Consider the following 21,126-nt stretch of genomic DNA (forward strand, 5'->3'; position numbering starts at 1 on the left):
AATGATAAAAACTTAGAATTTAACGACAATATCAAAATTAGGATACTCTTAATTTTATTAATCTTAAAACCAAAAAAAATGAGCACAATTACAGTAAAAGACGGAACAGAAATTTATTATAAAGATTGGGGAACAGGACAACCTATCGTTTTTCACCACGGATGGCCTTTATCAGCAGACGACTGGGATGCGCAAATGATGTTTTTCTTAAAACAAGGATATAGAGTTATTGCTCACGACAGACGCGGACACGGTCGTTCTGGTCAAAGTTCTGAAGGCAACAATATGGAAACCTATGCTGCAGACGTAGCAGAATTAACCGCTGCACTTGACTTAAAAGATGCAATTCATATTGGCCACTCAACCGGCGGAGGGGAAGTAATTCGCTACGCAGCAAAATATGGAAAAGGCCGCGTTGCAAAAGCAGTTATCATTAGTGCCGTAACGCCAATTATGATACAAAATGAAGCCAATCCAGATGGTGTGCCATTATCAGTTTTTGATGAAATTAGAGAAGGAACTGGATCTAGCAGATCACAATACTTCTATGATTTCCCTATTCCATTTTATGGATGGAACCGTGAAGGAAAAACAGTTCAGGAAGGAATTAAACACAATTGGTGGCGTCAGGGAATGATGGGATCTGTACTGGCTCATTATGAAGGCATTAAAGCTTTCTCTGAATCTGATTTTACAGAAGATCTTAAAAGTTTAGATATTCCTGTTTTGGTACTTCATGGAGAAGATGATCAGATCGTTCCTTACAATCAGGCTCCAAAAGCAGCTGCACTTTTGAAAAATGGAAAACTAATTTCTTATCCTGGATTTCCTCATGGTATGCCTACGACAGAAGCAGAAACTATAAATAAAGATATTTTAGCTTTTATAAAATAATTACTAAAGTTATTTAGAATATAAAATTAAGTCCCTTAAAGTTTTTAAGGGACTTTTGGCTGTATAAATCTATATTGAAATTACCTTCGTTTTCGCTAAAAAAAGTTAAGATAGTCCTCAAAATTATTTGATATTAATGGCTGAGTTTATATTTGCGTTGCTATCTGCTTGTTTAAAATCCAACTTCAAACCTTAATTTAAAAATGGATTGATAGAAAATACTGTCAACCGTTTTATAGTCTGCTAATTCGGGATAAAACAGTTATAAAAAAAATCTCACTGATTTTTTATGAATCTTATCAGCAAAAAAAAAGTACTTTTGTTGAATGCATAAGCAGAATTATAATGCTCATTATAATCAGGTTGCATTCTCAAACATTGTTTACACAATTAAACTTTACCCACTGGGCAACATCGTGACAACACCGGTTTTAAAAAAAAGAAACGCAGGAAATATGCGGGTTCTGGGCTTAAGGTTCGAATCCTGCTCTCCCCACAAAAAAACGTGGTAAAGCCTGCAAATCGTAAGATTCGCAGGTTTTTTTCTTTTATGCTACTTTTCATTTTTTTTCAAACCGAACAAAATTTCTGTGGCAAAATCGTGGTACTTTCAATCTGGAGTTACCTCCATTTTTGCCAATAATAACTAAGATGAATTTTACAGATGTTGCGTCTGTCTAAATTTTGTAGTAGAATTGTACCACAATACATTTTAGAAAAATAAAAACCCATCAAAATTAGGCTCTAAGAAGTTTAGACCCGAGACATTTAATCAATCAACTTAAATCCCTTATTTCTGATACTAAGAATTTCTACAGTCGGATCGGCGCTTAAGTATTTTCGGAGACGTGTAATGTAAACGTCCATACTTCTGGCCGTAAAAGGATTATTATCGCCCCAAAGCAGTAACAAAGCTTTATTGCGATCTAGTAACTGATTTTTATTTTGGATAAGTAAATCCAATAATTCCGATTCACGCTGTGAAAGATTGACCGATTTGCCATCAATTGTTAATTCAAGTCTGTGAAGATTAAATTGAAAATTTCCAACTTTTATGTTTTTATCGTAAGTTGTGGAAATTTCTTTACCCGAATGGATATACTTTCGTCTTACTAGTTTTTGAATTCGCAGAATAAGCTCTTCCATGCTAAAAGGCTTTTTCATATAATCATCGGCACCAATTTTTAGTCCTTTTAAAACATCTGTGATTTCATTTTTTGCAGTAAGAAAAATTATCGGAGTCAGCTGATCTACTATTCGAATATCTTCTACAAGCGAATATCCATCTTTTCTAGGCAACATAATATCGACTACACAAATATCTGGTTTCTTGCTCTGAAATAGTTCCCAGCCTTCTACTCCATTTTTGGCAATTGTAAAACTGAACCCTCGCAATTCAAGAGTTTCTTTTATAATAGTTGACAACACCTCTTCATCTTCTACCAGCAAAACATGAATTATCTCACTCATAATGGAAATTTAATAATAAAGGTTGTACCCGATCCTAAATCACTTTTTACAGTTATTTCACCCGAAAGTAAACTAACTAGTTCTTTTACATAACTTAATCCTATTCCATAACCTTTTACATCGTGCAGGTCGCCAGATGTAATTCTGTAAAATTTGTCAAAAATTAAAGGAAGATTTTCTTCGCTTATTCCACTACCATTATCTTGAACTTCCAATTGCCAGTATTTTGATGTACTCAAAACTTTCACTACAATTTCAGCAGAATTAGCACTGTATTTCAAAGCATTATCTATAAGATTAGTCAATATTGCGTCAATCATATCTTTATCAGTTCGAATAGTTTCATTTTCCAATTCAGTACTAATTGATATCTGATTAGTATCATTTACCTGAAACTTATTTACTATGCTTCTTACTAATTCAACAATATTTACATGATTTAAATTTACATATTTTACTCCTAATTCGTATCTCGTTATGTCCAAAAGACGATCTATATTGTAATCCAGTTTATTTAAAACATCTGCATTAATTTTTAAATAGCGAATTGTCTTCTCTGGATTAGCAGCTTCGCCAAATTGTAATAATGCTTCATTAGTCGATTTAAGAATAGAAATTGGTGTTCTCAATTCGTGCGTAATATTGCTTATGAAATTATTCTTTTTAGAATCCAGCTGTTTCTGTCTGTAGATTATTAAACCCAAATACCAAAGACTTCCGCCCGTTAGAATTACAAGAATTATAGAAACTGCCAGTGGAATACTATTTTTTAAGAGCAGGTACTTTCCCGTTTTAAAAAGTCTGGCTTCAATTATCCAGTTTTTTTCATTTGTACCTAATGGAATGCTTACAACTTCTTCAGAATCTAAAATTGCCTTTTTTTTCAATGACAATTTATAGTCAATAAAAATTTTCTCTTTGTCGAGTTCTTTCCTAAAATTTTCATTAACCAATAACAAATCAACACTTTGCTTATTTGATGCAGCTATTAGTTTTACTAAAAACAGACGAACACTTTCGAGGTTTGCACTATCTATTTTTAAAGGTTGCATTCCTATTTTAAGAGATCCAGCAGATTTTGGAAAATCTTTTTTTAAGTTTAAATTTTCTTTATTTTCATCTGTAACTTCACTTATAATTGACAAATAAGGATCGCTGTTAGATAAACTCGTTGGGGTTCTTACCTTTTCGAGAAAGAATAAATCGATACTTCGCTGTAATGCATTTTTTACCTTGACTTGAAAATTTTCCTGACTTTCCTCATAAGTCCTATAAACCCAAAAAAATTGAAAAAGCAAAATACTGCAAGCAGTAATAGAAGTGATTAGAATAATTTTAAACTGATTTTTCATAGCAAATTATAATATACAAATATATCTCATTTTGGCATTTGAATAACTCAGTTAACACTAGTTAACATTGGTTAAGAGCGCTTTAACCTACCGGAAAAAGTTTACGACTACATTTGACATGTATAACTTAAACAATTGAAATCATGAATACTGGAAAACTTTTAATGTGCGCGACTGCATGTTTCCTCTTTGTAAATATGAAAGGTCAGACTTCATTTGGAGGCGATACTTCAAAAAAAACAATTCAATTTCTTTTACCAGATGGTAAGGTTCTTAAAAATCTTGACAGTCTTGAAAATGCCTGGGGAAAAGGTCAGATCCTATTTAGACATAATGAAGAAGATGATAAAAACGGCGTGATGCATCTTGTAAAAAAATCTTCAGATTATACAGATAAAGAAACCAAAAGCAAAAAAGCTTTAGCAGAAATGCTTAATAATCCGGCTCCGGAATTTGAACTCAAAGATCTTGAAGGTAAAACATGGTCTCTAAAGGAACTTCGCGGTAGAACTGTAGTGCTAAATTTCTGGTTTACGTCTTGCGCTCCGTGTATCAAGGAAATTCCGGAACTCAATAAATTAGTAGACGAATACAAAAATAAAGATGTTGTTTTTCTTGGACTTACATATAACACTTCTCAACATGTTGAAGCTTTTCTGAAAAAACGTGCTTTTAACTACACACAATTGCCAAATGCGGGCGAAATTAGCACTAAGTATAATATTTTCTATTTCCCTACAAGTTTTGTAATTGATAAAAACGGTATTATTAAAGGTATTATGGACAAAAGTGACAATATATATCATGATTTAAAAACGATCATTGATTTGAATTGATCCTTTTTTGCCAAAACAAGCTAAGATCGTTTTGTCAAAAACAAAAAAAGGCAAAATCAAAAAAAATGATCTTACCTTTTAAATTTTATAAAAAGCTGCTGACAATAATATTTCAATTGAACAGCAGCTAAATAAAAAAAGAACTATTTACTAAAATTTATAATGAACTCTGAACGTCTGTTTTGTTCATGTTCTTTTTCTGAACATGTTACACCATTTGAACAATGATTTAATAAATGTGTTTCACCAAATCCTTCTCCACTAACTCTTTCTTGTGCAATACCTGAATTTACGATGTATTCAACAGTTGCTTTTGCTCTGTTTTCAGAAAGCTTCATGTTAAACTCGTCTCTACCTCTACTATCTGTATAAGAATTTACTTTTAAAGATAAATTTGGACGGTCTTTTAGTAAAGCAACTACCTTATCTAATTCTTTCTTAGAAGATTGTCTAATTTTATAACCATTCAAATCAAAATAAATAGGGCTTAGTTTTAATTTGTCTGTTAAATCATCTCCATCCTGAATTTTGACTTTCTCACCATCAACAACAACTTCTAACTCTCTCACTATTTCAAAACTGATTTCCTTTTTCTCTAAAGGTTTCAAAAGCTCTGTGTTTACCGTTTTATCTGCATAAGATAATTTAGTGTATAACACTCTATAATTTATATATGGATCTACAGCAATTTTGTAGTTTCCTGCCTCATCGGTTTTTGTAGTGCCAACATTTTCATTATTTGAATTGAATAACTGAACATTGTAGTTGGCAATTGGTTTACCATTTTCTGTAATAGTTCCAAATACTATTGATCTGTAGTCAAAATCAAAAATTACTGGTGAATTTTCTGTAAAACTATAAATATCATCATTACCATCTCTGTTTGAAGAGAAATAACCTTTTTTGTTTTCTGTATTGATCACATAAGCAAAGTCGTCCGAAGCCGTGTTAACTCCATCACCAACATTTACCACATGGTATTTTCCTTCATTGTCTTTCATTGCAGCAAATACATCTAAACCACCAAGTCCTGGGTGACCATCTGAAGCAAAGTACAAAATACCATTGTTATCAACATAAGGATAAGTTTCACGTCCTGGTGTATTTATTTCGTCACTTAATTTCGTAACGTCATTGTTTACTAGAACTCCTTTTTTCAAACTTACAACATACAAATCTGAGTTACCAAAACTATTATTACGGTCAGATGCAAAATATAACTGTGATTCATCTGGGCTAATCGCTGGATGCGCTGAAGAGAAACCATCACTATTTATTGGATAAGGAAGTTCTTTTATATTTTTCCACTCTCCTTTAACGTTTTCTGCAACGTAAATTTTCAAGAAAGTAGTCCCGTTTTTGTCGGCTCCTAACTTACCATCTTTAATGTTATTTCTGGTAAAATACATATACTTACCATCTTTTGTTACTGCTGCACTACTCTGATGGTATTTAGTATTTACATCTCCTTTAATTAATGTAGCATCTTCCAATCCTCCATCTGTAGTAAGTTTAGCCGAATACAATTTCATGAATGATTTTTCATTCCAGCTGTGTTTACGTTTAATAATTACTCCTGTATCTCTTGCTGAAGCAAATATCACTTTATCTTTTCCATCAAATGCAGTTCCGAAATCTGAAACTGGTGTATTGATGCTAACTGGTTTAAAACTGTAACGTCCAGACTCTTTTTGAATATCAGACAGTAATTTTTGCTCTTTCCAATTTGCGCTAAGATCTTTTTTACCCGTTACTGCATAATATTTTTTTATGACAGCACTAGCTTCATCGTATTTTTTTGTATTGTTTAGAGCCTGTGCATATCTGAAATAAAACTCAGAATCTACAGATTGCCCTGAATTAAAAACCTTTGAATAAGCTTCTGCAGCTTCAGGGTATTGACCATTAAAATAATAGCTATTACCCAATTTTGTATAAACTTCTAAAGAAGTATTACCTTTATCGACCAGATTTTTATACAACTTAGCCGCCTCAATAAAAGCAAACTTATTATAAGTTTCATTTGCTTTTTCAATCTTTTTATCCTGCGCATTAACAACTCCTATTTGTAATAAACAAATACAAAGAATAGTTAGTACAGTTCTTATCTTTTTAGATATCATTTTTTTATCCTAGTTTATGGTTATTAAAAGAATCTTGGAGTAACAAGTCTGTATTTGGTTCCAGAGAATAAGTCAAAACGAAGGAAAATTTCATGAGATCCTGAATTATAATTCCCTATTTTCTGTGTATCATAGTCATAAGCGTAACCAATATTCATTCCTGATGTAACCTGGAATCCAGCCATAGCACTTACAGCTGCATCCCATCTGTAAGCTGCTCCTAAAGTTAATTTTTCATTAAACAGGAAGTTTGCAGATAAATCAACAGCTAAAGGTGCACCGCTGACCATTTTTATCATAGCAGCTGGCTTGAACTTAAGATTATCGTTTAGATCAAATACATAACCTCCCATTGCATAGACGTGCATTTTTTGAGAAGCTACAGATGTTTTTACATCATCATAAAACTTCGTTTCCAAAATCATTGGCACAGATAAACCTGCATACCATTTTGAAGAGTGAAAATAGGCTCCTGCCCCAAAATTTGGAGAAGTCTTAGTAAGATTTCCTGAAAGGAATGGATCTTCTGGATTCAAAACATTTAGCTTATTATAGTCAATCTGCATAAAGTTACCTGATGCACTAATACCTAAAGACAAAAATGTATCTGCAGAAAGCTGAATTGGATAAGCATAACTTGCTGTCAAAGTAGTTTCTTGTGATGGTCCGATTTTATCATTTACTACAGATAATCCTAAACCTTGTCCATTCTCTGTAATAGGCGCTTCTATAGAAAAGTTTGCTGTTTTTGGTGCTCCATCCAATCCTACCCACTGCGTTCTATACATTCCAAAAATACTTGGTATACCACGTGTTCCCGTGTATCCTGGATTTATTGTCAGAGTATTGTACATATACTGTGTATACTGTGACTGCTGCTGTGCGGAGACTTCCAAAATTCCCACGAACAACAAGATTAATAAATATGAAATCTTTTTCATTAGTTCTAATTTCTTTTAATTATTGATTATTGATATACAAATAACCTGTTCTCTCTTTTACCTCTGTACCAGTATTATATTTCACTATGTAGAAATATGTTCCTGTTGGAAGTTTATCGCCTCTCTTAATTGTTGCACGTCCGTCTGAGTATCCTCTGAACATGTTATCGCTTTCATTGTAAGACTTAGCGTCATAAACCTTAACTCCCCATCTATTGTAAATCTCGACTTGGTTATCTGGGAATTGATCAATTCCTTTAATAACAAAGCTGTCATTTAAACCGTCATCATTTGGTGAAACCGCATTATAAATAATAAGATCTTTTACATCGTCTGTTTTCTTAACCAAAGCCATTGTAAAAAGCCCGTAGCCGCTTACCTGTGCTGTTAATAATTTTTCATAAGGCTTTCCAGGCAAAGGATCACTTACCTCTCCTTTTTCGTTTATCCATTTACCAGAAACAGCGTCCCATCGTGTTATAACAACCTGATAATCGTCTCCAGGATTAAAAAATTCTGAAGGTGTTGTACGGCTATCCATTGTTAAGCTCAAGATTATTTTTTCAGCGCCTCTATCTTGTGTTACTTCCCAATACTCATTATTATTGATTGTGATAATTTTTACATCTCTACTGTCATGTGAATGAATGTAGTGTGAGTTTTTATTAAAATACTGTGTAGTGTAAATATCTCCGTTATTAGTGCCTGCTGCATGATAAGAAGGTCTAAAATAATTACCAGCCCCAACTGGGAATTCAAAAGCGGCGTTACCATCTTTTTCTACCTGACCATCCACAAAACTTAAGTCGCTCGTAAGTGTATGACCTGCTTTTTCTCTGAAAATTACTTTTCCTCCATAATCGCCAGCCAGAACAACTCCTTGTTTAAATTCCGAGTTACCTCCTACGGCTATCTTACCTGATAAATGAAAAGGCACTGGAGAAGATGAATTTTCAAAAAATGCATTTTTTAAATTAGAAACTTGAGTTCCTTCAATAAATTGATCTTCTGTTCCGTTAAAGTAGGTAGAACCATTTTGGTTTTCTGTATATGAAACTACACCATCATTTTTCCAATTTTGAAAAATGTACAGTTTACCGTCATTTATAAAATTTCCTGATGGTGTATTTTCATAATCCATGTAAACGGCCATTATGGTATTTGGGTCAATTTTTACATCGCCAGCATTTACCATTTGTGCATTTGCATTTTGACAAGCAAACAAACTTGCCGCAAAACCAATTAAACAAACTGCAGTTTTTTCAGAAACTGAGTTTTTTTCTATAATATCCAAGTAATCATTATTCATTTCTTGTCTTTATTTAATTCGGTATTTTTTATATTTTAATTTCTATGCAAAATTAATTCAGGTGTAAAACCTGTATGCCCCGAAAAAGTTATTGTTGTATTAGAATAGGGTTAATCTGTTTGTTAGATGAAACAGTTGGTTCTAATGAATGAAGTTGCTTTCATTAGATGTTTGCCAATTATACAAAAGGCTTTGTCTCTCTTGATTTGAAGTTTAAAAAAACCTCGATCATATTTTTTACAATCAAGGTAATTATTTTGTTTTCTAGATTTTTATTTATGCAACTGAAAACAATTGTACTTCAGATTTACCTCTCAGCTTATTTTTATTTTTTAGCTGCCTGCAAAAGTGCCTGTACCTGAGCTTTCAATTCTGCAATATCGGCTTTCTGGCTTTCTATCATTTGCTGTTGCTCTTGAACCGCTTTTACTAAAGGCACCACAAACTCTGAATAACGTAAGCTGTAAAAATCGTTTTCGCTTTGAGGTTTTACAATACCGTTAAATTCGTAACCAATACTCTTAGCAGCAGTTTCTACTTCCTGGGCAATAAATCCTGATTGCAAATCTGTAGTTCCTGTTTTCATTCTGTAAATTACAGGACGTAATTTATTTATGAAATTTAAACCATAGGTACTGGTCACCACATCTTTCTTCAAACGAGAATCTGAACCAATTGACCAATTTACGGCACCGCCAATACTTGTAATACTTGAGTTTCCTATTTGTACAGTATTTGAACCTCTACCAGTAGCATTATAACCAATTACAATTTCATTAATACTATTATTTGCCTTAGCTTTTACATTGTTTCCGACAAAAATAGAATTAGATGTTTGTGTCAATTCGCTATTATAACCGTAATTCACACCAGCATTATAACCTAAAGCAATATTATTATCCCCTTTAATCAAATAATGTAAACCAGAAACACCAATTGCAGTATTTTGTTTACCATCAATATTATGATATAATGCACCTGAGCCTATTGCCGTATTTTCTTCACCAGTTTGATTATCAGTAAGAGCCTGAGAACCAATAGCCGTATTATTACTACCTGATTTGTTAGATGTTAAACTAAAATCCCCCATTGCTACATTATTAATACCATCAGTAAGTTCTTCTAATGCACCCTGACCTAATGAAGTATTTTCAGTACCAATTCTTCCACTAAACCAATAATTTCTTCGAAATATTAAATCTACATCGTCTGTTGTACCTATAAAGTGTTTTCTAACATCTGTCCCGGCATTACCTTTTGTGCTCCAGCTTGTATTGGCTATTTGTCTTAGTACACCATTCGCATCTTTCGTCAATAATGAGTCAGCAACTGTTCCTGTTTGCAATCCTGCAATTTTTAAAGTATTTACAGAAGACGTGGTCAAAGTTGTTGGTTTATTTAATTTCCCTCCTAATTGAATTTTACCATTATCTGCTGTTAAACCATTATCTGCAGTTCCTGCATTTGGTGCAACTTGTACTTTTTTTCCATTTACCGTGACAACGGTTTCTGTTTGTGCCATCATTACTCCTCCTTGAAGTAATAATAACATGTATATTATTTTTTTCATTCTCAAATTATTTTAAAAATATATTTTTATGAAATAATAATAAATTAGGAAGGCTGTTTGCTTTTTACAGCCTTCCCTATTTTAAAATATTATTTTGAATAATCGAACATTACATTGTCATTGTCAGCTTGGTCTAAACCTAAAATGTTATTTCCATTTTTTGTAGGATCATAAGTTACTTTATTACCATCTACTGAGAATGCATTTTTATTGATACGCACACCATTGATATACATTACCACCTCTGATAATGAAGATGGAGTGTAATCTAAAGTAAAAACAGTTTGACCATCTGTAGGAACTATTTCGTTTACAACCTGTTTAGGAGCTACAGTACTTAAATCTATTACTGTGTCTGGTCCATTTTCTGCTTTATACGTTAATCTATTAGTCGTTGGATTATAAGATAATGATGTCAAAGTCTCTCCAGATTCAATCAGTTTTTGTATTTCTTTTTTTACTGACTCGTCTACAAAAATTGTTTTTGAATTGTCTATAACATCTTTAACCACATTGATATCAGTAGTTCTACCGTTTTCGCTTGTATAAGTATACAATCCATTACCTTTATCTTCAAGCGTAGTTAGGGTTTCTGCTCCTTTAACTAAATCTTTCAAATCGATTACCGTATCCTGTTTATCCTCGTCTGTAAACGTAAGCTTATTAGTGGTTTTATTGTAATCTAAAGCGGTAAGCGTTTCTGCTCCTGCAACCAAATCTTTCAAATCGATTACCGTATCCTGTTTATCCTCGTCTGTAAACGTAAGCTTATTAGTGGTTTTATTGTAATCTAAAGCCGTAAGCGTTTCTGCTCCTGCAACCAAATCTTTCAAATCGATTACCGTATCCTGTTTATCCTCGTCTGTAAACGTAAGCTTATTAGTGGTTTTATTGTAATCTAAAGCCGTAAGCGTTTCTGCTCCTGCAACCAAATCTTTCAAATCGATTACCGTATCCTGTTTATCCTCGTCTGTAAACGTAAGCTTATTAGTGGTTTTATTGTAATCTAAAGCGGTAAGCGTTTCTGCTCCTGCAACCAAATCTTTCAAATCGATTACCGTATCCTGTTTATCCTCGTCTGTAAACGTAAGCTTATTAGTGGTTTTATTGTAATCTAAAGCCGTAAGCGTTTCTGCTCCTGCAACCAAATCTTTCAAATCGATTACCGTATCCTGTTTATCCTCGTCTGTAAACGTAAGCTTATTAGTGGCTTTATTGTAATCTAAAGCCGTAAGCGTTTCTGCTCCTGCAACCAAATCTTTCAAATCGATTACCGTATCCTGTTTATCCTCGTCTGTAAACGTAAGCTTATTAGTGGCTTTATTGTAATCTAAAGCTGTAAGCGTTTCTGCTCCTGCAACCAAATCTTTCAAATCGATTACCGTATCCTGTTTATCCTCGTCTGTAAACGTAAGCTTATTAGTGGCTTTATTGTAATCTAAAGCTGTAAGCGTTTCTGCTCCTGCAACCAAATCTTTCAAATCGATTACCGTATCCTGTTTATCCTCGTCTGTAAACGTAAGCTTATTAGTGGCTTTATCATAATCTAAAGCTGTAAGCGTCTGCCCTGATTCAATCAGTTTTTCGATTTCCTTTTTTACTGACTGGTCCACAAAAATTGTTTTTGAGTTGTCAATAACATCTTGAACTACATTGATATCAGTAGTCCTACCATTTTCGCTTGTATAAGTATACAATCCATTACCTTTATCTTCAAGCGTAGTTAGGGTTTCTGCTCCTTTAACTAAATCTTTTAAATCGATTACCGTATCCTTTTTATCCTCATCGGTAAACGTAAGTTTATTAGTGGTTTTATTGTAATCTAAAGCCGTAAGCGTTTCTGCTCCTGCAACCAGATCTTTCAAATCGATTACCGTATCCTGTTTATCCTCGTCTGTAAACGTAAGCTTATTAGTGGCTTTATTGTAATCTAAAGCTGTAAGCGTTTCTGCTCCTGCAACTAAATCCTTTAAATCGATTACTGTTGGTTTTCCGTTTTCTCCTGTATACGTCAGTTTATTTGTTGCTGCATCATAAACTAAACTTGTCTGAGTTTCTCCGCCCGCAACTAAATCTTTTAACGGAAGTATATGAGGCACTTTTTCCTCGTCTGTATAGGTTAGCGTGTTAGCAGCTTTATCATAAAATAACGAAGTCAAGGTTTGCCCTGATTCAATCAGTTTTTCGATTTCCTGTTTTACCGACTTGTCTATGAAAATTTCTTTTGAGTTGTCAATAACATCCTTAACCACATTGATAGTAGTCGGTGTACCGTTTTCACTCACATAAGTATAAGAACCGTTTTTGTTATCGGTAAGCGTAGTTACAGTTTCTGCTCCTTTAACTAAATCTGTCAGCAAAATCACGTTTTCTTTTCCATTCTCATCTTTGTAAGTAAGCGTGTTAGCTATTTTATTATATTCCAATGATGTCAAAGTCTGTCCAGATTCAATCAGTTTTTCGATTTCCTGTTTTACTGACTGGTCTACAAAAATTGTTTTTGAGTTATCTATAACATCCTTAACCACATTGATTGTAGTCGGTGTGCCGTTTTCACTTACATAAGTATAAGAACCGTTTTTGTTATCTGTAAGCGTAGTTACAGTTTCATTAGCTTTTATAATATCACTTATCTTGATAATCTTTGTATTTCCTGATGCATCAATGTAAGTAAACTGATTGGTTGTTGGATTGTAAATAACGTTTCCGTTACCATCTGAAGATTCTCCAGACGCAATCATTCTATTCCACTTATTATCGTACCAATAGTAATATCCTGGCTTAATATCTAGTAAATTAGAAGTGTTAAAAACTAATAAACTCGGTACATTTCCATTTGTAATTGTACTAGCATCAGTAGGACCTGTCAAGGCTACTTGCGGAATCAACATACCTTTGTCCTTTGCAAAAACTTCTAACTGAGCAGAAGGATTTTTTATTTCTTTTTCTCCAACTATTACCTGAGAGTAAGCTGAGTAACTACCTAAGACAAAAAGTAAAGGAAGTAATCTATTCTTCATAAGATTTAATCTTTAAAGGGTTATTAAATTATTGATTATGATATGTGTCTCTTTTAAAAACACATTATACTTATCGTATATTTTTATTTTGCAAAGGTTTAATTATAATAGCTTTTTTCTTACCACTAAAAGTTTAAATTGTTACATTTTAAGACATATTTTAGATTTTAGTCCCGAAGCCTCGGGATTAGATTTTAGATTTTAGTCCCGAAGCCTCGGGATTAGATTTTAGATTTTAGTCCCGAAGCCTCGGGATTAGATTTTAGATTTTAGTCCCGAAGCCTCGGGATTAGATTTTAGATTTTAGTCCCGAAGCCTCGGGATTAGATTTTAGATTTTGCTCATAAAAAAAGGAGCTGGCGCTCCTTTTTTTATTTTTTGCTAGATTTTTTTATCTATTTTCTAACAATTGTTCTACTCTTTCTAAACGTCTTTCAAGTTCAGTAATTTTAGCGTCTTTTGCTTCAATCTGCAATTGCTGTTCTTGAACTGCTTTAACCAAAGGCACTACAAACTGTGAATAACGCAAACTATAATAATCATTTGCTGATTGTGGTTTTACAATACCATTAAAACTATACCCGATACTATTAGCTGCAGTTTCAACTTCTTGAGCAATAAATCCTGATTGCAAACTAGAATCTCCTGAATTCAATTCATATGTCACTGGACGTAATTTATTTATAAAGTTTAAACCATAAGCACTTGTAGAAATAGTGTTTTCTAACCGTAAATCTGAAGTACTCGACCACTCTACTGCACCACCAATAATGGTTGCTTTATCATTTCCTATTTGTACCGTATTTGAACCTCTACCAACTGCATAGTTCCCTATCACAATTTGATTTACAGAATTATCACTTGGTGCTTGTGCACCAGCTCCTATAAAAATACTTTCTTTTGTATTTTTTAGAGTCTTTGATCCTGTTCCATAAAAATTACTCCCACTATTAAAACCAATAGCCACATTATTTTCACCATCTACATTATTCGACAATGCACTATCTCCTATTGCTGTATTATAATTACCCGTTTTATTGTAATTTACAGCACCTGTACCGAGAGCAGCATTTCTATTACCCGTTGTATTATTGAAAAGAGCACCATTTCCAACTGCTACATTCTGACCTCCAGAGGTATTATTATAAAGAGCTCGTGCACCAAATGCTGTATTTGTATTTCCTGTATTATTCAACATGCTAAACGCTCCAATAACCGTATTACTATCTCCTATTCGACCAGCTATTGAGTTAAATCTTTTAAAAACAATATCCTGATTATCAGTTGTACCTATAAAATTTGTTCCTGCGCTTGTTCCTGCATTTCCGGTTGTGCTCCAGCCGGTATTTGTTATTTTACGAATTACTCCGTTTGCATCTGTTGTTAAAAATTGATCTGTTACGGCACCATTCTGAAGTCCCTGAATTGCCAATGTAAAAGCAGAAGTCGTAGTTAAAATTGAAGGCTTTGTAAGCGTTCCTCCCAATTGGACATTTCCATTAGTTACTGTTAAACCATTATCTGCATTATTAAGCCCGCTTGGATTGATGGTTATTCTTTTTCCATTTGCTGTAACCACTTTTTCTGTCTGAGCCATTATAAAACCGCTCTGAACCAGCAATAACATACATAAAATTCTTTTCATCTTTATTTCTTTTAATTATTTCCATTAAAAATATACCATCGGTATATCGAGACACTTGTTTTAAGCATGCAAAAGTCCTACAAATACATTACTCGCATTACCCTTAAATGTTTTAATTCTTACATTTTAGGACATATTTTTTTAGTTGTTAGTTGTTAGTTGTTAGTTGTTAGTTGTTAGTTGTTAGTTGTTAGTTGTTAGTTGTTAGTTGTTAGTTGTTAGTTGTTAGTTGTTAGTTGTTAGTTGTTAGTTGTTAGTTGTTAGTTGTTAGTTGTTAGTTGTTAGTTGTTAGTTGTTTAAATAAAAAAGGAGCTTTCGCTCCTTTTTTATTTAATTCAATTATTTGCTCGATATAAAGCAAAAAAAAAAATCCGATTATAAATAATCGGATTTTTAGATTTTTGAAGGGGAGCTTATTTCTTATCCATCAATTCTTTCACAAGCGATTTTAATTGGTCAATCTCAGCTTGTTGTTCTTTTATTGCGTTAATCAATACTGGAACCATTTCAGCATAATTTACACCTAGTGTTTTAGCTTCATCTTGTCCTACGGTTACCACTTCTGGCAATATAGTCTGCACTTGTTGTGCCGAAACACCCACTTTTAAATTGTTATCTGAACTGTCTTTCCAGTTGTATGTAATTGGATCTATTTTCATAACCTCTGCTAAACCGTATTTTAAAGGTTGAATATTTTTCTTTAAACGAATGTCTGATGTTTGAGACACACCATTTGCAGCGTATACTGTTTTCCATCTTAGGGATGAAGTACCTAAATCCTGACTTCCATTTCCTGAAGGATATACAACACCATTTTCATCAATCGTCATTCTTACTACATCAGACGTTTTAAATCTTAAATCACTCAGAAGAGTTTTTCCATCTCCTTTATAATAACCAAGCATTCCTGACATCTGAGCCATTACTCCATTATATCTTCCTGCAAAATTGAAAGTTCCTAATCCGTCTCCAAATTGTAAATTATCAGGAGCAGAAATGTTTCCTTTACATTTTTGTAAGAAGACTCCTGGAGTTATAGCAGTATCACCATAAGATGTCACCATAAGATCATCAAAATTATTAGCATTTCCATTATTAAGAATATGTAAAGCCCCACTTGGAGTTGTTGTATTAATACCTACAAAACCTTTCTCATCAATAGTCATTTTTACCGTATTTGAAGTATAAAACTGAAGGTCTGATAAATTCGTTACCCCTGCGTCTGTTCCTCTATAGTTAGCCACAATATTAGAACTAAACTTGTAAGCACCATCATTGTATCCAAAATTAAGCTGTCCTAATCTAGTTCCTTTTGCTAATGGCGATCCTGTAAGAATTAACTGTAGCGCTGTGTTATCATTAATTCCTTCAAAAATCACATCATTTCCTGCCTTATCAGCACTTATTAAATGTATACCCCCTAGTGGTGTTGTAGTACCTATACCTAATCTACCATTTGTTGTCAATCTCATCCATTCCTTATTATTTGTAATAAATGGAAGGTCAAAAGAATTTTTAGTTCCTAACGTTTTTAGAACAGGAACTGTATTACCATTTAACAACCACGGCATATCATCAGACCATCTTACCGTACCTGGCTCGTCAGTTATCAACATAGCTGGTTTGCTTTCTGCTGGTACAATATTTATCTGAGCATCTGTCAAAACCGCTCCTTTGTTATTTATAATTTCTAAAACACTACTAGAAGTTTTACTTGTAAGATCTTTAGAATTTAAATCAACTGTAATATCTGCATCAAGGACTTTTCCTCCTCCGCCTACTATGACTTTATCACTTCCTGCTAGTAAACTTCCTTTTGTAATTTCTGGTGTGTCTCCTTTTTCTCCTTGCTTTCCTTGAGGACCACGTAAGTTTTCTAACTGCGCATCGGTAAAATCTTCATATTTGAAATCTTTTCCAGGCAATCCTGGCGCTCCGTCATTTCCAGGTGCTCCAGGTGCTCCGTCATTCCCAGGCGCTCCTTTCAATGCCGCAAGCTGATCATCTGTGAAATCTGAATATTTGAAATCCTTTCCAGGCAATCCTGGCGCTCCATCATTCCCAGGCGCTCCTTTCAACGCCTCAAGCTGATCATCTGTGAAATCTGAATATTTGAAATCCTTTCCAGGCAATCCTGGCGCTCCATCATTCCCAGGTGCTCCAGGCGCTCCGTCATTTCCAGGCGCTCCTTTCAACGCCGCAAGCTGATCATCTGTGAAATCAGAATATTTGAAATCCTTTCCAGGCAATCCTGGTGCTCCGTCATTTCCAGGCGCTCCTTTCAACGCCTCAAGCTGATCATCTGTGAAATCCGAATATTTGAAATCTTTCCCAGGCAATCCTGGCGCTCCGTCATTTCCAGGCGCTCCTTTCAATGCCGCAAGCTGGTCATCTGTGAAATCCGAATATTTGAAATCCTTTCCAGGCAATCCTGGCGCTCCGTCATTTCCAGGTGCTCCTTTCAATGCCGCAAGCTGGTCATCTGTGAAATCTGAATATTTGAAATCCTTTCCAGGCAATCCTGGCGCTCCGTCATTTCCAGGCTCTCCTTTCAATGCCGCAAGCTGGTCATCTGTGAAATCCGAATATTTGAAATCCTTTCCAGGCAATCCTGGCGCTCCGTCATTTCCAGGTGCTCCTTTCAATGCCGCAAGCTGGTCATCTGTGAAATCTGAATATTTGAAATCCTTTCCAGGCAATCCTGGCGCTCCGTCATTTCCAGGCTCTCCTTTCAATGCCGCAAGCTGGTCATCTGTGAAATCCGAATATTTGAAATCCTTTCCAGGCAATCCTGGCGCTCCGTCATTTCCAGGTGCTCCTTTCAATGCCGCAAGCTGGTCATCTGTGAAATCTGAATATTTGAAATCCTTTCCAGGCAATCCTGGCGCTCCGTCATTTCCAGGCTCTCCTTTCAATGCCGCAAGCTGGTCATCTGTGAAATCCGAATATTTGAAATCCTTTCCAGGCAATCCTGGCGCTCCGTCATTTCCAGGTGCTCCAGGTGCTCCGTCATTTCCAGGCGCTCCTTTCAATGCCGCAAGCTGATCATCTGTGAAATCCGAATATTTGAAATCCTTTCCAGGCAATCCTGGCGCTCCGTCATTTCCAGGCTCTCCTTTCAATGCCGCAAGCTGGTCATCTGTGAAATCCGAATATTTGAAATCCTTTCCAGGCAATCCTGGCGCTCCGTCATTTCCAGGTGCTCCTTTCAATGCCGCAAGCTGGTCATCTGTGAAATCTGAATATTTGAAATCCTTTCCAGGCAATCCTGGCGCTCCGTCATTTCCAGGCTCTCCTTTCAATGCCGCAAGCTGGTCATCTGTGAAATCCGAATATTTGAAATCCTTTCCAGGCAATCCTGGCGCTCCGTCATTTCCAGGTGCTCCTTTCAATGCCGCAAGCTGGTCATCTGTGAAATCTGAATATTTGAAATCCTTTCCAGGCAATCCTGGCGCTCCGTCATTTCCAGGCTCTCCTTTCAATGCCGCAAGCTGGTCATCTGTGAAATCCGAATATTTGAAATCCTTTCCAGGCAATCCTGGCGCTCCGTCATTTCCAGGTGCTCCAGGCGCTCCGTCATTTCCAGGCGCTCCTTTCAATGCCGCAAGCTGATCATCTGTGAAATCCGAATATTTGAAATCCTTTCCAGGCAATCCTGGCGCTCCATCATTTCCAGGCTCTCCTTTCAATGCCGCAAGCTGGTCATCTGTGAAATCCGAATATTTGAAATCCTTTCCAGGCAATCCTGGCGCTCCGTCATTCCCAGGTGCTCCAGGCGCTCCGTCATTTCCAGGTTCTCCTTTCAATGCCGCAAGCTGGTCATCTGTGAAATCCGAATATTTGAAATCTTTTCCAGGCAATCCTGGCGCTCCATCATTTCCAGGCTCTCCTTTCAATGCCGCAAGCTGGTCATCTGTGAAATCCGAATATTTGAAATCTTTTCCAGGATCTCCCTTCACGCTCGGGATAACCGATGTCGTCCCGTCTGTGTAGGTAATGGTAAGATTCCCTTCGCTGTCTGAAACTGATGTAAAAACTCCTTTTCCATCATTTCCAGGCTCTCCTTTCAATGCCGCAAGCTGATCATCTGTGAAATCTGAATATTTGAAATCTTTTCCAGGATCTCCCTTCACGCTCGGAATAACTGATGTCGTCCCGTCTGTGTAGGTAATGGTAAGATTCCCTTCGCTGTCTGAAACTGATGTAAAAACTCCTTTTCCATCATTTCCTTTTTCGCCTTGTTTTCCTTGAGGACCACGTAAGTTTTCTAACTGCGCATCGGTAAAATCTTCGTATTTAAAATCACGTCCATCAACTCCATTTGTTCCATTGGTTCCATTGGTTCCATCAATTCCATTTGTACCGTTAGTACCCGGATCTCCTTTTAAAGCCAATAACTGGTCTTGAGTAAAATCATCATATTTGAAATCACGTCCGTCGATTCCGTTAGTTCCATTTGTTCCGTCAATTCCTTTAACTTTTCCTAAATCTTTAGTCGAACCATCAGAATACGTGATAATAAGATTTCCTGAACCATCAATAACAGTTCCAGCTATACCTTTCCCATCTAATCCATTCTTTCCATCAGCGCCTTTTACTTTTCCAGCGTCTTTTGTAGAACCGTCAGAATAGGTGATAATAAGATTTCCTAAAGAATCAACTATTGTATTTGTGATACTTTTTCCGTCTAGTCCATTTTTTCCATCAGCTCCTTTTACTTTTCCTGCATCTTTTGTAGATCCGTCAGAATACGTAATAATAAGATTACCTAAAGAATCAACTATTGTATTTGTGATGCTTTTCCCGTCTAATCCATTCTTTCCATCAGCACCTTTTATTTTTCCAGCGTCTTTTGTAGAACCGTCAGTATACGTAATAATAAGATTTCCTGAACCATCAACTGCGGTTCCAGTAATTCCTATTCCATCGTTACCTCTGTCTCCTTTATCGCCTTTTACTTTTCCGGCGTCAATAGTTGTTCCGTCAGAAAAGGTAATAATAAGGTTACCAGCAGGATTAATTACTGTATTCGAAATATTTTTTCCGTTGTTTCCTGTACCAATTTCATCAGAAATAGCAAGTCTGCACCATTTATCGATATACCAGTAATAGTACCCAGGCTTAATGTCTGCAATTGTAGATGTATTAAAAACAAGCAGACTGTTTACATTTCCGTTTTTAATAGTAGTACGATCTGTACTGCTTTTCAACGGAATCTGCGGAATCAAAAGACCTTTGTCTTTTGCATAAACTTCTAACTGTGCAGAAGGGATTGTTTGCTGTTTTCCTATCACAACTTGCGAATAGGCAGAATAACCACCTAACACAAATAATAAAGGAAGTAATTTATTTTTCATAGCATTTAAATTATCAATTCGATTTTTTCTTTGTTTCAAAAAAGAGCACTCATTTCCTTTTGTATGAAGAGATAAAAACTAAATGATTAGCTATCAATAAAATACAAAATAATTTATGCTTGATTTGAGGGTACAAAGTTCCTTCGAAATTGAAACTGAAATTGCCAGTAAAAGTTTTTTAAATTACATTATAGGGTATTTTTAAAAATATATTCAAAAAATAATATTCTTAACCTATTAAAACAAAAAAGGTTAGAAACATATCGTTCTCACCTTTTTTTTAAATATTAAAACCAAAAACATTAACTGCTAAATTTAGTGTTAACAGTTGCAAATTTCTTATTAATAAAACAACGCCATTGCCCTTATAAATTTTTAAAATAATAGATTACGACTTTTTAATTCTCATTTAAATTTTTGATTTACTGCAAGAAAAAAATAAAATTTAAAAAGCCCGAAATTGTAATGAGCTTTTTTTATTTAAATGTAATTACATTATTTACAATGTTTTAGGTAGATAAAACTAAAAAAGAATACCTTTACTGTCTTATTGCTTCCTTTTATTGTTTCTGCCCATTCACAAGAAATTTATTCTCTAATTAATAATTT

Annotated in this window: 11 protein-coding genes; 2 read left to right on the plus strand and 9 right to left on the minus strand. The window is 34.8% G+C overall.

The features are described 5' to 3' along the window. Positions 1 to 78 precede the first annotated feature (78 nt). Positions 79 to 894, plus strand: a complete 816-nt coding sequence (locus V6624_RS20425; RefSeq protein WP_338839996.1) for an alpha/beta hydrolase — start codon at positions 79 to 81, stop codon at positions 892 to 894. Positions 895 to 1,662: 768 nt separating this feature from the next. Here V6624_RS20425 and V6624_RS20430 read toward each other — a convergent pair. Further along, on the minus strand, positions 1,663 to 2,364 hold the full coding sequence (locus tag V6624_RS20430; RefSeq protein ID WP_338839997.1) for a response regulator transcription factor: 702 nt from the start codon (positions 2,362 to 2,364) through the stop codon (positions 1,663 to 1,665). After that, on the minus strand, positions 2,361 to 3,716 hold the full coding sequence (locus tag V6624_RS20435) for a HAMP domain-containing sensor histidine kinase (RefSeq protein ID WP_338839998.1): 1,356 nt from the start codon (positions 3,714 to 3,716) through the stop codon (positions 2,361 to 2,363). Before V6624_RS20435 ends, V6624_RS20430 begins: the two co-directional genes overlap by 4 nt. Before the next feature lie 143 nt (positions 3,717 to 3,859). Here V6624_RS20435 and V6624_RS20440 point away from each other — a divergent pair, with 143 nt between their 5' ends. After that, on the plus strand, positions 3,860 to 4,552 hold the full coding sequence (locus tag V6624_RS20440) for a TlpA disulfide reductase family protein (RefSeq protein ID WP_338839999.1): 693 nt from the start codon (positions 3,860 to 3,862) through the stop codon (positions 4,550 to 4,552). A 143-nt stretch (positions 4,553 to 4,695) separates the two neighbouring features. Here the strand turns inward: V6624_RS20440 and V6624_RS20445 are convergent, their stop codons facing one another. The 7 genes from V6624_RS20445 to V6624_RS20475 all read right to left on the minus strand — a co-directional run bounded on the left by V6624_RS20445 (position 4,696) and on the right by V6624_RS20475 (position 20,517). Continuing rightward, complete coding sequence (locus V6624_RS20445; protein WP_338840001.1) at positions 4,696 to 6,675, minus strand: OmpA family protein; 1,980 nt, start codon at positions 6,673 to 6,675, stop codon at positions 4,696 to 4,698. Between the two features lie 23 nt (positions 6,676 to 6,698). Beyond that, positions 6,699 to 7,616, minus strand: a complete 918-nt coding sequence (locus tag V6624_RS20450) for a PorP/SprF family type IX secretion system membrane protein (protein WP_111289291.1) — start codon at positions 7,614 to 7,616, stop codon at positions 6,699 to 6,701. A gap of 19 nt (positions 7,617 to 7,635) precedes the next feature. Continuing rightward, complete coding sequence (locus V6624_RS20455) at positions 7,636 to 8,925, minus strand: gliding motility-associated C-terminal domain-containing protein (RefSeq protein ID WP_338840002.1); 1,290 nt, start codon at positions 8,923 to 8,925, stop codon at positions 7,636 to 7,638. 325 nt (positions 8,926 to 9,250) lie between these two features. Then, complete coding sequence (locus tag V6624_RS20460) at positions 9,251 to 10,495, minus strand: tail fiber domain-containing protein (RefSeq protein WP_111289287.1); 1,245 nt, start codon at positions 10,493 to 10,495, stop codon at positions 9,251 to 9,253. Positions 10,496 to 10,584: 89 nt separating this feature from the next. Continuing rightward, positions 10,585 to 13,515, minus strand: a complete 2,931-nt coding sequence (locus tag V6624_RS20465) for a hypothetical protein (protein WP_338840003.1) — start codon at positions 13,513 to 13,515, stop codon at positions 10,585 to 10,587. A 391-nt stretch (positions 13,516 to 13,906) separates the two neighbouring features. After that, on the minus strand, positions 13,907 to 15,160 hold the full coding sequence (locus V6624_RS20470) for a tail fiber domain-containing protein (protein WP_111282897.1): 1,254 nt from the start codon (positions 15,158 to 15,160) through the stop codon (positions 13,907 to 13,909). Positions 15,161 to 15,573: 413 nt separating this feature from the next. Further along, complete coding sequence (locus V6624_RS20475) at positions 15,574 to 20,517, minus strand: tail fiber domain-containing protein (protein ID WP_338840004.1); 4,944 nt, start codon at positions 20,515 to 20,517, stop codon at positions 15,574 to 15,576. Between the last annotated feature and the right edge of the window lie 609 nt (positions 20,518 to 21,126).

This window comes from Flavobacterium ginsenosidimutans (genome assembly GCF_037478105.1).
GTDB lineage: Bacteria > Bacteroidota > Bacteroidia > Flavobacteriales > Flavobacteriaceae > Flavobacterium > Flavobacterium ginsenosidimutans.

Bases quoted from the DNA above. Each gene is read 5' to 3' on its own strand.
- V6624_RS20430 (WP_338839997.1), bottom strand. From the start codon at position 2,364: ATGAGTGAGATAATTCATGTTTTGCTGGTAGAAGATGAAGAGGTGTTG.
- V6624_RS20465 (WP_338840003.1), bottom strand. From the start codon at position 13,515: ATGAAGAATAGATTACTTCCTTTACTTTTTGTCTTAGGTAGTTACTCA.
- V6624_RS20475 (WP_338840004.1), bottom strand. From the start codon at position 20,517: ATGAAAAATAAATTACTTCCTTTATTATTTGTGTTAGGTGGTTATTCT.
- V6624_RS20445 (WP_338840001.1), bottom strand. From the start codon at position 6,675: ATGATATCTAAAAAGATAAGAACTGTACTAACTATTCTTTGTATTTGT.
- V6624_RS20460 (WP_111289287.1), bottom strand. From the start codon at position 10,495: ATGAAAAAAATAATATACATGTTATTATTACTTCAAGGAGGAGTAATG.
- V6624_RS20470 (WP_111282897.1), bottom strand. From the start codon at position 15,160: ATGAAAAGAATTTTATGTATGTTATTGCTGGTTCAGAGCGGTTTTATA.
- V6624_RS20435 (WP_338839998.1), bottom strand. From the start codon at position 3,716: ATGAAAAATCAGTTTAAAATTATTCTAATCACTTCTATTACTGCTTGC.
- V6624_RS20440 (WP_338839999.1), top strand. From the start codon at position 3,860: ATGAATACTGGAAAACTTTTAATGTGCGCGACTGCATGTTTCCTCTTT.
- V6624_RS20450 (WP_111289291.1), bottom strand. From the start codon at position 7,616: ATGAAAAAGATTTCATATTTATTAATCTTGTTGTTCGTGGGAATTTTG.
- V6624_RS20455 (WP_338840002.1), bottom strand. From the start codon at position 8,925: ATGAATAATGATTACTTGGATATTATAGAAAAAAACTCAGTTTCTGAA.
- V6624_RS20425 (WP_338839996.1), top strand. From the start codon at position 79: ATGAGCACAATTACAGTAAAAGACGGAACAGAAATTTATTATAAAGAT.